Origin of the sequence: Microcoleus sp. PH2017_08_TRC_O_A (assembly GCF_020738665.1) — a bacterium.
Taxonomy (GTDB): domain Bacteria; phylum Cyanobacteriota; class Cyanobacteriia; order Cyanobacteriales; family Microcoleaceae; genus Microcoleus.
Genome location: NZ_JAEQCE010000064.1, coordinates 1 through 14,586 on the forward strand (window position 1 = coordinate 1; position 14,586 = coordinate 14,586).

At 44.2% G+C, this 14,586-nt stretch carries 15 protein-coding genes; 6 read left to right on the forward strand and 9 right to left on the reverse strand.

Going from position 1 to position 14,586, the window contains the following annotated elements; genetic code table 11:
- Positions 1-323 precede the first annotated feature (323 nt).
- Positions 324-959, reverse strand: coding sequence for an imidazole glycerol phosphate synthase subunit HisH (hisH, locus tag JGK22_RS21180; RefSeq protein WP_293185028.1), 636 nt, complete (start codon positions 957-959; stop codon positions 324-326).
- A 157-nt stretch (positions 960-1,116) separates the two neighbouring features.
- Here hisH and JGK22_RS21185 point away from each other — a divergent pair, with 157 nt between their 5' ends.
- On the forward strand, positions 1,117-1,653 hold the full coding sequence (locus JGK22_RS21185) for a peptidase C15 (protein WP_293185029.1): 537 nt from the start codon (positions 1,117-1,119) through the stop codon (positions 1,651-1,653).
- A 42-nt stretch (positions 1,654-1,695) separates the two neighbouring features.
- Here JGK22_RS21185 and JGK22_RS21190 read toward each other — a convergent pair whose 3' ends face one another.
- Positions 1,696-2,178 carry a flavin reductase family protein gene (locus JGK22_RS21190; RefSeq protein WP_293149208.1) on the reverse strand — a complete coding sequence of 161 codons (483 nt, stop codon included), beginning with the start codon at positions 2,176-2,178 and terminating at the stop codon, positions 1,696-1,698.
- Between the two features lie 286 nt (positions 2,179-2,464).
- On the opposite strand from JGK22_RS21190, the gene JGK22_RS21195 reads away from it, so the two are divergent.
- Positions 2,465-3,664 carry a glycosyltransferase family 87 protein gene (locus JGK22_RS21195; RefSeq protein ID WP_293185030.1) on the forward strand — a complete coding sequence of 400 codons (1,200 nt, stop codon included), beginning with the start codon at positions 2,465-2,467 and terminating at the stop codon, positions 3,662-3,664.
- Positions 3,665-3,730: 66 nt separating this feature from the next.
- Here the strand turns inward: JGK22_RS21195 and JGK22_RS21200 are convergent, their stop codons facing one another.
- From JGK22_RS21200 to lgt, 3 genes are all read right to left on the reverse strand, one after another.
- Positions 3,731-4,567 (reverse strand): dienelactone hydrolase family protein, encoded by an 837-nt coding sequence (locus JGK22_RS21200; RefSeq protein ID WP_293196723.1) that lies wholly within the window; start codon positions 4,565-4,567, stop codon positions 3,731-3,733.
- 216 nt (positions 4,568-4,783) lie between these two features.
- Positions 4,784-5,563 carry a precorrin-4 C(11)-methyltransferase gene (cobM, locus tag JGK22_RS21205; RefSeq protein ID WP_293313582.1) on the reverse strand — a complete coding sequence of 260 codons (780 nt, stop codon included), beginning with the start codon at positions 5,561-5,563 and terminating at the stop codon, positions 4,784-4,786.
- Positions 5,564-5,683: 120 nt separating this feature from the next.
- Positions 5,684-6,577, reverse strand: a complete 894-nt coding sequence (gene lgt / locus JGK22_RS21210; protein ID WP_293185033.1) for a prolipoprotein diacylglyceryl transferase — start codon at positions 6,575-6,577, stop codon at positions 5,684-5,686.
- Positions 6,578-6,993: 416 nt separating this feature from the next.
- On the opposite strand from lgt, the gene JGK22_RS21215 reads away from it, so the two are divergent.
- Together JGK22_RS21215 and rlmN are read left to right on the forward strand one after the other, a co-directional pair.
- Complete coding sequence (locus tag JGK22_RS21215) at positions 6,994-8,061, forward strand: acyltransferase (protein WP_293185034.1); 1,068 nt, start codon at positions 6,994-6,996, stop codon at positions 8,059-8,061.
- Positions 8,062-8,172: 111 nt separating this feature from the next.
- Positions 8,173-9,282 carry a 23S rRNA (adenine(2503)-C(2))-methyltransferase RlmN gene (rlmN, locus tag JGK22_RS21220; protein WP_293185035.1) on the forward strand — a complete coding sequence of 370 codons (1,110 nt, stop codon included), beginning with the start codon at positions 8,173-8,175 and terminating at the stop codon, positions 9,280-9,282.
- 136 nt (positions 9,283-9,418) lie between these two features.
- Here the strand turns inward: rlmN and JGK22_RS21225 are convergent, their stop codons facing one another.
- The 3 genes from JGK22_RS21225 to JGK22_RS21235 form a co-directional block, all read right to left on the reverse strand.
- On the reverse strand, positions 9,419-10,528 hold the full coding sequence (locus tag JGK22_RS21225; RefSeq protein WP_293313585.1) for a class I SAM-dependent methyltransferase: 1,110 nt from the start codon (positions 10,526-10,528) through the stop codon (positions 9,419-9,421).
- A gap of 125 nt (positions 10,529-10,653) precedes the next feature.
- Positions 10,654-11,316, reverse strand: coding sequence for a phosphoribosylglycinamide formyltransferase (gene purN, locus JGK22_RS21230; protein ID WP_293313588.1), 663 nt, complete (start codon positions 11,314-11,316; stop codon positions 10,654-10,656).
- 278 nt (positions 11,317-11,594) lie between these two features.
- Positions 11,595-12,179 carry a GNAT family protein gene (locus tag JGK22_RS21235; RefSeq protein WP_293185041.1) on the reverse strand — a complete coding sequence of 195 codons (585 nt, stop codon included), beginning with the start codon at positions 12,177-12,179 and terminating at the stop codon, positions 11,595-11,597.
- A gap of 59 nt (positions 12,180-12,238) precedes the next feature.
- On the opposite strand from JGK22_RS21235, the gene JGK22_RS21240 reads away from it, so the two are divergent.
- A complete protein-coding gene (locus tag JGK22_RS21240) occupies positions 12,239-13,129 on the forward strand; it encodes a sugar ABC transporter permease (RefSeq protein ID WP_293185043.1) in 891 nt (296 codons plus the stop codon).
- A gap of 226 nt (positions 13,130-13,355) precedes the next feature.
- On the opposite strand, the gene JGK22_RS21245 is transcribed toward JGK22_RS21240, so the two are convergent.
- Entirely contained in the window at positions 13,356-13,946 is a 591-nt protein-coding gene (locus JGK22_RS21245; protein WP_293185044.1) for a DJ-1/PfpI family protein, read from the reverse strand.
- A 78-nt stretch (positions 13,947-14,024) separates the two neighbouring features.
- On the opposite strand from JGK22_RS21245, the gene JGK22_RS21250 reads away from it, so the two are divergent.
- On the forward strand, positions 14,025-14,390 hold the full coding sequence (locus JGK22_RS21250; RefSeq protein ID WP_293281773.1) for a hypothetical protein: 366 nt from the start codon (positions 14,025-14,027) through the stop codon (positions 14,388-14,390).
- Positions 14,391-14,586 lie beyond the last annotated feature (196 nt).

Below are 14,586 nucleotides of genomic sequence, written 5' to 3' on the forward strand. Positions count from 1 at the left end.
GCAAATATTAAAATTAATTGAGGTATGAGGTATGTAGTTGCGCTTCAGCGCTCTTTCCGCAAATATTAAAATTAATTGAGGTATGAGGTATGTAGTTGCGCTTCAGCGCTCTTTCCGCAAATATTAAAATTAATTGAGGTATGAGGTATGAGGTATGTAGTTGCGCTTCAGCGCTCTTTCCGACGTTTGATAGTCAACATATTTTTGACTGTGTTAAGAAGTCCGTAATTTGGGATTTAGCGCTCTTTCCGATATCCCCAAAAGAGCGCTAAAGCGCAACTACGTACCTGGATTTAATAGACATTTTGCAAGATATCTATTACCTAAGCAGCAACTTTTGTTCTCACCAGACTGACAAAATTTGACAGCATATGCAATCCCGTACTCGAAGACTTTTCCGGGTGAAACTGCACCGCCATCAGATTATCTTTAGCGATCGCCGCCGTCACATTTTGACTTCCGTGAGTCACCATAGCCGATCGCACTTTCAAATCAACCGGATCGACATAATAAGAATGCACGAAATAAACCCAAGGATCGGAGGGTAAACCTTCCCACAGCGGTTGATTCGGCTGAGCAAATTCTAATTGATTCCATCCCATGTGCGGAATTGTCAGCCCCGGTTCCGACTGAAACCTGCGGACTTTGCCCGAAATAACGCCCAAGCCTGGTTCTACGCCTTCCTCCGAACTTTCAAACAGGATTTGCAAACCCAAACAAATGCCTAAAAAAGGTTTTCCCGAGGCGATCGCACTTTTTATCGGTTCTATCAAATTGCGCGATCGTAAATTCTGCATTGCCGGATCGAAGGAACCCACTCCCGGCAAAACCACCGCATCAGCCTGCTCGATGATAGCAGGAGAATCCGTAATTTTTGGCACTGCACCCACATTTTCCAAGCCTTTACAGACAGAGTGCAGATTGCCCATGTCATAGTCCACTACTGCGATGACAGACATTGACTTACTTGCCTTATATTATCAATATCGCTATTATTGCATACAATCAGTCATTAGTCAGTTGTTATTAGTTATTGGTTATTGGTTATATGTTGCTGCCAATTCCCAATTCCCAATTCCCAATTCCCAATTCCCAATTCCCAATTCCCAATCATTTATGACAACAAAATTTTTATTAACATCATTTGATACTTGGCTTCCCCATCAGAAATCCAACTCTTCCGACGATTTATTAGCCAAAATTTCCCAAATTCAATCTTTGCCTGATTCGCTAACTTTTTTGAGAAAACTGCCCGTAGATTTTCAGGAAGCGCCGAATTTGGCGATCGCCCAAATCAACCAAATCCAACCCGAAACCATTATCTGCTGCGGCATGGCCGAAAGCCGGGAAAAATTAACCGTAGAATCTTGCGCTTGCTGCGATACAGACATTCTGAAAACAAAAGTCAATCTCGAACCGCTAGTCGCTGATTTATGCACCACAGAAATCAGTTACGAAGCCGGAAAATATGTTTGTGAAGCTCTCTATTACGCAGTTTTAAAACATATTCGCAATGCTCAACTTCCCGCTAAATGTATTTTCGTCCACGTGCCAATTTTAACATTAGAAAATTCTGACAAAATTGTCGGCGATTTTTTATCTATTGTCAATCGCCTAACAATTAACCACTGTCAACTGACAACTGACAACTGACAATTGCCAATTGCCAATTGCCAATTGCCAATTGCCAAGTTGTTAACCGCCGTAATTCCAGCCCGTCGTTTCTAATAGCAACGGATCGCCCTCGCGATGAACACCGGCACCGATAACTTCACCGACATAAACCGTGTGATCTCCGTGTTCCACAGCACCAACAACATTGCACTCAATGTAACCCAGAGTATCCGAAATAATCGGACAACCGGTTTCGGCGCCTAGATAAAATTCTACATCCTCAAATTTATTGCCAACGCGGCGCTGCTGCTTGAAGAATTTCTGGGCTAACTCTTTTTGTCCAGCTTCCAGGAAACTCAAAGCAAACACACCGCTAGCTTTGATCATGGCGTGGGATTTGGAGTCTTGCTTGACGCAGTTGACGACTAAGGGAGGGGTAAAGGAAGATTGCATCACCCAGCTAGCGGTGAAACCGTTGACTTCTTCCCCGTCTTTGACACCGCAAATGTACAATCCGTGAGGGATTTTGCGGAGGAGGGTCTTTTTAGCTTGTTCGTCTAGCACGGGCTTACCTGTCGATCGATAATTCTACACCGCCCAGTTTACCAATGTCCCGTCCACAAACCCAACTGTCTTAAGGGCGATGCGCCACACGGAGAATCTTGAGATTGCCAATATTAGTTTTTTCACAACCAAATTTTCTGCTTGCCACAATATTTATTTTTATTAACTTAAATTGAGTTTTTCCGATGTTTTGACAACCAACTATATACTATGTTAAGACTTTAGCTATTAATCTTAGAATCTAAACGCAGTCACTCAATTAGTTAACAAAACCGGAGATAATTCGATGACAGAATCGTTTAAACGGAACTTTGGTTTAGGTCTTGTAGCAGTCAGTATATTATCTCTAATTTGTTTCGGCATAATAGGGATTGGCAGAGATGGCCAGCTAAATGCTGACGGTTCTGTACTTTACGCTGCTGGGCGTGCTTGGCTGAAGGGTTTAAATCCCTACAACCACGATATGCTGACTCAGAGTGTAGCGACAATAAAAGAAATTGACACGCTTCAAGATGCGGCTTTCTTTTATCCTCCTCAATCAGCCGCATTGTTTATGTTTGTCGGTCTTTTCGATTACCCTGTTGCCAAATTCGTTTGGCTATTACTCAACTTGCTGTCAATCGCAGCTATTATTGCGATGACAGTTCGCACCATCAACCAACATCAAAATAACAGTCAAAATCAACTCGGCAGTTTGGTGATGGCTGCGATGATTATCGGCAACCCATTCACTGCCCACGTTGTGTGGATGGGTCAAACTTCTTTGATGGCTTTTGCCGGGACAATGGCTGCTTGGTTCTTCAGCCAACGGCAAAAATTTGTATTGGCAGGTATCTGTTTGGGTATAGCCAGTTTTAAGCCGCAACTATGCTTATTGCTGGGTATTTGGTTTTTGCTAGAACGGAACTGGAAAATATTAGCTGTAGCCTTGGCAACGGTTATAATTATGAGCGCTTACCCATTGGTGCTGTACGGCGGGCCAGTTGGGATGCTGGCAGCATGGCATCAAGGAATTCTAGACAGCTATAGTTCTTTGCCTTTCAATCAACCGGGGTTTCAAGATAAAGTTGGTATGGAAAGTCTTTTCGCTTCTTTAGGCTTGAAGGTACCGGCTATCAAGATTGTGGCAGTAATTTTAGCGGTTGTGCTGTGGGTGTTTCGCAATAGAATTAATCGCGAAGATGTGTTGGCTCTGCTGATGGGTATATCCTTCACCTTTCTGGGATATACTCACGTTTACGATTATGTAGGTTTGTTCCCGATTCTGACTTCGCTGTGGCTGTATTGCAGCAATAACCGCAAAGCTTTGCTCGGCAGTATTGCCTTAGTTTTTCTGCTCTTTTTTCCGAGACGGATATTTTTAGCAGCGGGTTTGCCTTTTTTGATTCACTGGAGAACAATTGTTGTTTTAATTCTAGTAGTTGGTGTTGTTCTATTCAGCATGAAATCTAAATCGAGTGAGGGATTGCAACAAGAAATTGCTTGATTTTGGGTCGAGTTACCAGTGACGATATTTTTAACTGTCCACTGGCGACTCCCTTGCTCAAAACTCTCAAACAACTCCGTGCTTTTTAAACCAATCTTGCAGCTTTTTCCAAGCATCATTGGCTTCTTTTTCCCGATAAGTGGGGCGATAGTCGGCGTTAAAACCGTGGGGTGTATCTGGATAAAGCACAATTTCGGAACCGCTGGTACCAGTTTTGAGAAGTTGTTGCATTTTCTCGACTGTATCGTTGGGAATTAAGTCATCTTTGCCACCGTAAAGCCCCAATACTGGCACTTTCAAAGTTGCTGCAAGGTCGATCGGCCCTTTGGGAGTCAAAGGCGTAGAATCGCTAGCCAAACGCCCGTACCAAGCCACGCCAGCTTTGACTTTCGGGTTGTGGGCGGCGTACAGCCACACAATTCTGCCACCCCAGCAAAATCCGGTAATCCCTAACTTATCAATATTGCCCTTGGCTGACTTTTGCGCCCAATCGACGGTAGCATCTAAATCGGACATGACTTGAGCGTCGGGAACTTTCGAGACAACTTTACTGACAATTTCTTGAATGTCGGTGATTTTAGAAACATCACCTTGACGGGCAAACATCTCTGGGGCGATCGCCAAATAACCTAATTTAGCAAAACGGCGGCAAATATCTTGGATGTGCGCGTGAACCCCGAAGATTTCTTGAATCACTAAAATGACTGGAAAATTGCTACCGCTGGCCGGCATTGCCCTGTATGCTGGAATCTGCCCGTCTTTCACGGGGATTTTAACTTCACCTGCAACTAAATTCGTTGCATCTGTGGTAATAGTTGCCAAAGAAATAGGATGAACTGCTAATGCAAATCCGGCGGTTAATGCGGTGACAGTGATAAATTGTCTGCGAGTTAAATCTTTCATTGGTAATGGGGAATAGGGAATAGGGAATAGGGCATTGGGCATTGGGAATGGGGCATTGGGCATTGGGAATGGGGCATTGGTTATTGGGAAGAAGGCCCGCGCCGGGCATTGGGCATTGGGTATAGGGCATTGGGTATAGGGAATAGGAACCAACCAATAACAAATAACCAATAACAAATAACCAATAACAAATAACCAATAACAAATAACCAATAACTACTGACGAAATAGCCGATCGTGCTCTGGATGATACAAGCGCGATCGCCCTTGGGCCTCTTTTCCCAAAGCCGGACTAATCACATACATCGTCGTTCTGATCAAATTATGTTCGCGAGTGGCGATCGCCATTTTGTCAAGAGGAACCAGCACAATCTTCTCATCAGGCCAGCCCAACCGATAACAAATCGCCACAGGCAAATCAGACGGGTAATATTCCATCAACTTAGCTTGAGCTTGTTCGACATGGCGCGCGCTCAAATACAGACACAAACTCGCTTGATGAGCCGCTAAACTAGCTAATTCTTCACGTTCTGGTACTTCAGTTCTGCCGCTAATTCTGGTCAAAATAATTGTCTGCACAACTCCGGGAACTGTCAACTCAATTTTAAGTTTAGCCGCCGCAAGTTGGAAAGCGCTAATTCCCGGAATTACCTCAAAAGCAATTCCCGCTTCAGCCAAAGCGTGCATTTGTTCGCCGACTGCGCCGTAGAGACAGGGATCGCCCGAATGCAGTCGGACGACGCTTTTGCCGGCTCGCACTCGATCCACCATCAAAGGTACAATCTCTTCGAGAGTCTTATCTGCCGTTTGGATAACTTCAGCATCCGCGCGCACCCCCTCTAAAATTTGCTTTGGAACTAGGGAATCGGCAAATAATATGACATCGGCCTGGGCCAGCAATTTTTGAGCCCTAACAGTCAACAAATCCGGGTCTCCGGGGCCTGCACCTACAATGTATACGCCTGGAATTAGGGATTGAATCTCTGTCAAACTCATTGCTGATAAAAAATTTGCGAAATTTACTGGCGTTTCCGGATGCACCTATTTTGGTTGGAAGTAAGGGATGGTAGATGCACCCTGGTTTTGAACCCTAGAGACTAACGTCTCTGGGGTTTTTTATTGATCCTCTGGGGATTTGGGAGCAACCTTTGTGCGATCGCCCGTGGCTGATACAACATCTGGCAAAGGTCGATCGAGCAAATAAAGCCAAGCCAACCCGCCAAAACCTAACACAATCCCAGTCAAACTTACCATCTGCGCCGTCCGCAGCGGCCCGAACATCAAACTATCAGTTCGCAACCCTTCAATCCAGACTCTACCGCAACTGTAAGCTGCGATGTAAACCAAAAACAAAGCACCTGTTTTTAACCTAATTTTGCCCTGCAAATCGCGGAAAAACAAAGTCAGCAGCAACCCAAATACTGTCAAATTCCACAGAGATTCGTAGAGAAAAGTGGGATGGAAGTATTCAAAATTAGCATAGGCGATCGGGCGACTGTTTGCCGGAATATAGAGTTTCCAGGGCAAATCCGTAGGACTGCCAAAAGCTTCGGAATTAAAGAAATTTCCCCAACGTCCGATCGCCTGACCAAGAATTGCCGAAGGTGCGATCAAATCGGCCAATTGCCAAAAAGAAACTCGCTGGATTTTCGCAAAAATCAAAGCTGCGATCGTGCCGCCCAAAATTGCGCCGTGAATGGCAATTCCGCCTTTCCAAATCGCAATAATATCTTCAGGTCTCTGGGCGTATTGCTGCCACTCAAAAGCCACGTAATAAATTCTAGCGCAAGGAATAGCGCCCAGAACCAGCCAAATTGCTAAATCGCCCAGCAATTCCGGGTTAACGCGGCGTTTTTCGGCCAAATATTGGGACAGACTGACCCCAATCAAAACGGCAGAAGCTATCAACAGCCCGTACCAACGAACGGCTACGGGGCCGAGTTGAAAGATAATCGGGCCCGGGGATGTGAATTGAAAACCTAAAGGCAGCGCAAGAATATTTAGCACCATGAAAGTTGAATTATTTTTGGTGGAAAGCTGTCAAATTTGCATACCCTTTCACAAACTACAGAGTTTATTTTAGGTGACTGCGGTCATTTACACGCAATATTTGGGGAATTTCGCCGAAAATTAACTTTGTTGTCGAGATTTCTGTTATTGCAACCTTGTTGACGTGACACGACGGACTCAAAGGCTACACTCAGAATCACAGAATTACCTTGCAATGCCTCCAGGAATATACAGCAGGTTGCAGGTTTAGGAAGTACACCCGCTTATCGAGCAATTCCCGTTGGGACAAGGCACTGCCCTCCATACTGCACTTCATAAACTGGGGATAGGCTGTAAGCATCAGTCGGGCTTGACATAAAAAAACTATGGGTGTTAGTATGCACTAATCAAAAAAATAATATTCTTTAGAAAAAATTATGGTAAAATCCAAATTTTACATTCCTTCCTTGGACGGAATTAGGACGATTGCTTTTTTCATTGTCTTTTTATCTCATGCAGGGGGCGAGAATATTTTCCCTGGGGCCTTTGGTGTAACAGTGTTTTTCTTTTTAAGTGGATATTTGATCACAACTTTGCTGAGACGTGAATATGAACAAAACCAATTCATTAATTTAAAACATTTTTATTTACGACGTATTCTGCGAATTTTGCCTGGGTTTTATGTAATTTTATTCCTAGCATCTATCTTGACCTGGATAGGTGTACTTGAAGGAGAAATACAACTACCAGCTTTTTTAAGCCAGGCTCTCCATTATTATAACTATTATGTAACTTTTTTTGGTGGTTCCGGAGTAGCTCCTGGTACTCAGGTATATTGGTCTCTGGCGGTGGAGGAACACTTCTACTGTCTTTTCCCTTTTCTCTACATAAGTTTACTCAAAATGCGTGTGAGTCCCCAAAGGCAAATGTTAATTATTTGGGGGATTTGCTTAGCTATTCTAATTTGGAGATGTGTTCTAGTGTTTGGCAGGGGAGCAGATGAAAATAGCATCATTTTTTTATCAGATACGAGAATAGATAGTATATTGTTTGGCTGTGCATTAGCGGTCAATGGCAACCCAGTATTAGATGCTCCCTATGGCTCTGATAGACTGTGGAAGTATTTCGTACTACCAGCCGGAATTACTGTAATTATTTTATCGTTTATATGTGATTCTAGTGAATTTGAAAGTACAGTGCGTTACACTATTCAAGGTATTGCACTACATGGTCTTTTTATGGCTGCTATCCGTTTTCCCGATTGGGGAGTATTTCAAATTCTCAATTGGAATTGGATGCGGTTTATCGGTTTGCTTTCATACTCGCTTTATTTAGTACACCATACTGTAATTAAGGCTGTTTATCTTTATTTACCTCAAGTTTATGTGGTTTTGCAAGGAGCGATAAGTATGCTGATTTCCTTGATATTAGCCTATGCAATATATAGGTATATAGAGATGCCATGCGGAAAGCTACGCAAGCAGTTGTCATCCTCATCAAGTTAAGTGCCACAAAAAATTTACCAAGTCTATTTTCGCCAATTTCGTCACCGATAGGTGGCAGCTTTGGTCGAAAAGTTTTAATATAGAGGGTGGTTTTAAATTTTCTGATGACCTATGTCTCCTACTTCCGTTTCTCAGGTGTACTCTTCTGGTAATTCCAGGGATGCGAATCAGTCTCGCAAGACTGATGCTTTGGCTGTTGAGTCTGGTAAAATTCCGCCGTTGTTGGGCGCGAATTTGGCTGAGTTAACGGAGTGGGTACAGCAGCAGGGACAACCGGCTTATCGCGGGAAACAGTTGTATCAGTGGATTTATGAGAAAGGGGCGCGATCGATCTCTGACATTTCTGTATTCTCGAAACAATGGCGCGAGACTGTTGCTAAAATTCCGATCGGGCGATCGACTATTCATTTGCGATCGGTCGCACCAGACTCCACCGTAAAGTATCTCCTAAAATTAGCAGACGGTCAAATCATTGAAACCGTCGGCATTCCCACCGAAAAACGGCTGACAGTGTGCGTCTCAGCCCAAGTTGGCTGTGCGATGGGCTGCGACTTTTGCGCTACGGGAAAAGGCGGTTTCAAGCGCAACTTAGAAAAACACGAAATCGTCGATCAAGTCTTGACAGTACAGCAAGATTTCGGCCGCCGAGTCAGCCACATCGTATTTATGGGGATGGGCGAACCCCTGCTAAATTTCGATAATGTCGTAGCTGCTGTCAAGTGTTTGAATCAAGACGTAGGAATTGGACAGCGAAACATCACCATTTCCACAGTCGGAATCCGCAATCGCATCACCCAACTAGCTGAACATCAACTGCAAGTTACCCTCGCCGTCAGCCTCCACGCCTCCAATCAAAGACTGCGCGAAGAGTTGATTCCCAGCGCCCACCCTTATCCTTTGGGTGAGTTAATGGCAGAATGCCGCGAATATGTGCGATCGACTGGACGTAGATTAAGCTTTGAATACGTACTCTTAGCTAATGTGAATGATTTACCGGAACACGCCGCCGAGTTAGCAAGTCAGTTGCGCGGCTTTCAGTGTCACGTCAATTTGATACCTTACAATCCGATTCAGGAAGCTGAATATCAGCGGCCAACTCCCAATCGAATTAACAATTTTGTTACAGTTTTGAAGGAAAAGAAAATTGCAGTTAGCGTGCGATATTCTCGTGGTTTAGAAGCAGATGCCGCCTGCGGACAATTGCGGGCTTCGGAGGTTTAATAGTAGATTTTTACTGTTAGGTAAAATTGGTTCGTAGTGAGGACTTTAGTCCTCTCTCATTTGATGCGGACTAAAGTCCTCACTACGAACGTTTTTGATTGTGTTTGTGCGAGATGACATGATATTACAACACACTCTACAAGCGTTTAACCAGTATCCACCGCAACTCGATGGGCGGCGTTTCTTGCACGGGAAATAAATCGCGCCCACTCGCCCAACTGACAAACCAAGGCGTCGGCGGCCACGCAGAATCAGGCAAATGTTTTTGTTCGTATTCAATCACCGATTCATCGGCAATAATTTCTAACGGTAAACCCTCGATAGCTGCTTCCAATTCTTGTCTGGTAATTAAATAAGACCAACACAATTCTGACATTTGTTTTGCCATCTCATCTGGTTCATAGCCCTCGACAGCTAAGAAAGTGCTGAATAGGATAAATCCGCCGCTTAACACAGCATCGGACATTTTGCCGAGAAATAAGCGGATTTGTTCGGGATAGCGGAAGTGCGAGAGAACTTCGGTAGCAATCGCTAATTTGTACCGATAGGTTTTCATCCTCAATAAAGGATCTAAAACGTCGCCTTGGATGACATGAATCGGCAAGTTTTCGGCGGTGGCTGCTGCTGAGAGTTTTTCGGCAAATATCGGCGTTAGCTCGATCGCATCCACGGAATGTCCTAACCTAGCTAAAGGCAGACTATTGCGCCCTGGGCCCGCACCGACATCTAAAATAGCTGCTTTACCCGCTTCCCCTAATTCGGCGACAATTGCCATGACTTTAGCATCGGGATGGCTGCCAAATAAAGGTTCGGGGCGAATATCCGGCCAGGTATGATATTTCTGGGCCATCGATTCGACTTGAATCTTGGTATTCAGAGTAATCCCGCCGCCTAAGCCAGTTTGGGGATTGGCGGGAAAGTATGAGACGATGAGATTAGCGTGGGGAGAATTTTTGAATCCTTCTGTTAAGGCGTTAGCGATTAATGTTCGCAAATTTTCGGTTTGGGCAGCGTCGAGGTTTTGTCCGAGAACTTTTAAGAAGTCTGAGAGTAATTTTAGATAGTCGTCTAGCATTGATGGCAAACAAGGTAGATAAAATTCTCCCTTGATGCCGATGTTCTTTTTGAGTCTTTCTTTGAGAATTAATTTCAGGCTATTAGAATCAGTCAGCGGCGGGCCAGTTTCGGGCGAGTCGCTGACAGGCAATTCTGGGGAAGATGCGGCACTGGTAGGGTTTTTAGTCACAATGTTTTCGATGATAACCGCGCAATTTGCGGAAAAGTGCGATCGACATTACGGACAATCATAACCTCGGTGGTTGCTCTCGGTGGCGAAATTTGGTATAATTGTCTGCTGCCAAGATTCAGACATTAAACAGGAGGTCGATCGGCAATAAGTGCGATCGCGCCTAACATAATTTTATGCTCTTGCACCTGAATTCTCGCGTGCAGCGTTTCTGGCGTATCATCAGGCAATACCGGCACCGCAGCCTGCATTAAAATCGGCCCGCTGTCTACTTCCAAATGGGCGAGGTGCACCGTACATCCCGTTATTTTAACCTTGGCGGCGAGTGCTTGCTCGACGGCGCGAATGCCTGGGAAACTCGGCAGCAAACTGGGGTGAATGTTAATAACTTTGTCTGCAAAAGCATCAAGCAAAACTTTGGTAACAATTCGCATCCAACCCGCCATCACCACCCATTCTACATCATGGGATTGAAAAGTTTTAACAATTTTTGTATCTAATTCTTCGCGGCTTTTGCAATCGCGGTGATTGAGCAAAATCGAGGGAATGCCGTATTTTTCCGCTCTGGCGACAGCTTTAGCTTCGGGATTGTTGTAAATTAACACTGGGATTTTAGCGTTGAGTTGTCCCTGTTGGATGGCTTCGGCAATTACCTCGAAGTTGCTACCGCTACCAGAGGCTAAAACTCCTAGTTTTAACGGTGGATGAGTCGGATCGATCGCCGGAAAGCCAATCTCAGGAGAAATCAGGCTGGCAGTGGAATTAGTAGATACTGGGTTAACCGTCATAAGTTATTGGTTATTGGTTATTGGTTATTGGTTATTGGTTATTGGTTGTTGGTTGTTGGTTGTTGGTTGTTGGTTAACTGTCATACCAATTTAATGTGAAGTTGCATAGAATCGGATCCCCCTAAATCCCCCTTAAGAAGGGGGACTTTGAGAAAAATCTTGTCCCCCCCCTTATTAAGGGGGGTTAGGGGGGGATCGGATTTGGGAGCAGCCTCATAAAAAATTGTTATCAACTGTCAACTGTCAACTGTCAACTGTTTAAATAGCCTGAAAAACATTCAATCAGATTCTACAACAATACCATTAAAAAACTCTTCCCTCAGAAGCGAATAAATTTTCAGATCCCAATATCTGCCCTTGACAAATAGCTGCTGTCGCAAAATCCCTTCCAACTGCATCCCCACTTTTTCCATCACCCTCGCCGAAGCAATATTGTTAACTTCACATCTACCCACAATTCGATTTAGCAACATCTCCCGAAAGCCAAATTCAATAATTGCATTGACAGCCTCGCTCATGTATCCTTCTCTCCAATATCTCGCAGAAAGTGCATAGCCAATTTCCGCGCGGCTGTGCGTCATGCTCCATTCCACATATCCGCAAGTCCCGATAAACTTTTTCTCGGCTTTGTGGACAATTCCCCAATCTACAAGCTCTTTTCTTTTGTACATTTTTGTCAGAGACTTAAGAAAGTATTTAGTGTCTTCGATGGAGGTGTGGGTTGACCACATTGTGTATTCGGAGACTTCCGGGTTGGAAGCATACTCAAACATATCGCTGGCATCATTTAAAGTGATTTTTCGGAGCAGGAGCCTTTCAGTTTCTATAGTGGGTATATTTGCTAATATATCGAGCAATTTCATTTTGACATTGACCTATATTGTGATACCATTTAAAACTAAAAGCTAAAATTTACAAGCCAATGGTTCCGATAAAATCTGGGCGTTTTAACTGGTTGGACAATGAGTCGATCGCAGCTTGGACATTTCTGGCCCCGGCTTTACTGTTTCTGGGTACTTTTTTGATTGGGCCGATCGCCTATTTATTCTACCTTAGCTTTACCAGAGGCAGCTTTACCCAGTCGGGAGTGCGTTTGATTGGCGCCAATAACTACTCGCGCCTGCTCACAAATCCGGATTTTTGGCAAGTTCTCCAAAACACGATCTATTTTACAACCGCGACAGTCATTCCTAGTTTAATAATTCCGTTGGGTTTGGCAGTTTTGCTAAATCGCTCGTTTGCTTGGCGAGGAGCTCTCCGCACTGCTTATTTTATCCCTTCGATTACCTCTCTAGTGGCTGTTGGCTTGGGTTGGCGGTGGTTGTTTCAGACCGAAGGCCCGGTGAATGATATGCTAAGGGCGATCGGCTTAAATCCAATTCCTTGGCTCAGCAGCACAGTTTGGGCAATGCCAGTCATAATTCTGCTCACTGTTTGGAAACAATTAGGCTTTAATATGGTAGTATTTTTAGCAGGATTGCAAGCAATTCCGGTAAATCGTTACGAAGCAGCAGAATTGGATGGAGCTAATGGTTGGCAGCAATTTTGGCACATCACTTTACCCGGTTTGCGGCCGACTTTAGTATTTGCTACCATTACTACAGCTATTTTTACTCTACGCAGTTTCGAGCAAGTCTATGTCATCACCGGCGGCGGCCCTTTGAACTCTACTAATTTGCTAGTTTATTATATTTACGAGCAAGCTTTTTCCCAATTCGATTTTGGCTATGCAGCCGCAGCAGCAACTTTTCTGATGGCGATAGCTTTGATATTAGTTTATGTTCAGCTTCGAGTTTGGGGCGAAGATTCTTAATGAGCTAGGGACACAGCTATTAGTGTCAAATTAAGAGGGTTCGCATCCCAACTACACACAAAGGTACGTTGTTGGGCTTTAGCCCTCTTTCGACGTATATATAAAGGAGGCTCAAGCCCAACTACACACAAAGGTACGTTGTTGGGCTTTAGCCCTCTTTCGACGTATATATAAAGAGGGCTAAAGCCCAACAACGTACCTAATTTTTATACTCCATTCCCAATTATCAATTATTAATTGTATATTCCATATGATCTGCTGTTTGTGCGGCTTGCGCTGTTCCCAAAAGCTTGCCGACAACGTGCAAAGACATATCAATTCCCGCAGCAATTCCCCCAGATGTAATGATTTTGCCGTTATCGACAAATCGCTGATTTTCAACAACAGTTGTATTCGGAGCTAATTCTCTCAACAAATCCAATGCCCCATGGTGTGTAGTTGCGGCCAAACCTTCCAACAAGCCAGCTTTTGCCAACAGCAGCGAACCCGTACAGACAGAAAGCACTAATTCTGCTGTTTGCGAACAATCTTTTATCCAGTTAATCACGGCTGAATTATCGATTAACTTTCTCGTGCCTAGTCCTCCCGGTACAATTAAAATATCGGGTGGCGGACAATCGGAAAAAGTACAATCGGGATTTACGCTCAAACCGTTGCGGGCGCTTACTGCACCGGGATTTTCGGCTACGGTAGAGACTGCAAAAGGTCGTGAATCCTTATTTAATTCTGATGTCACCGAAAACACTTCAAAAGGCCCGGCAAAGTCCAGTACCTCGACATCATCGAACATGAAAATAACTACGTTCCTAGTTGGCATAACACATACTTCTGATAGAGGTCAAAAATAGCAGCGATTTGTTAGAGTATAAATGCTATGATTTAAATCATTAAAGCTATGCCGAAAAATCTTCGCCATCGCGCCCTAAAAATCGGTTTTTTGTGTCTTGTTTGCGCGTTAGCAATTACTATTTCGCCAATTTTTACCCCGGCTCAATTGACCAGTCAATTAGAGTTTCGGATTACTCAATTAGAAAGTCAAATTGCTGAACTCCGCGGACAAATCTACAGCTTGCAGTCTCAAGGTTCTAGAGTTAATCGGCCTCAGTCTCCGAACCGCCCAGGTTCGGGCAGGACAAATTCTAGAATGCTTTCGGGAGACCCGATGTTTGACAATTTAGCAACTTTGGCAATTGAAACTAAGCAGGATGTGCTCAAAATTCAAGAGCGCTTGTCTAAGTTAGAAGCGTCGAGAAATCCTTAGAGAAGGAAGAAGGAAGAGGGAAGAAGGAAGAAGGAAGAGGGAAATACTTAGAAGGAAGAGGGAAATACTCAGAAGGAAGAAGGAAAAAGTAAGTAGCAAGAAAGAAAAGGTAAGTAGTAAGAAGGAAAAAGTCTCCCACTCTCCCACTCTCCCACTCTCCCCATCTCCCCCTCTCCCTCTCTCCCCCTCTCCGACT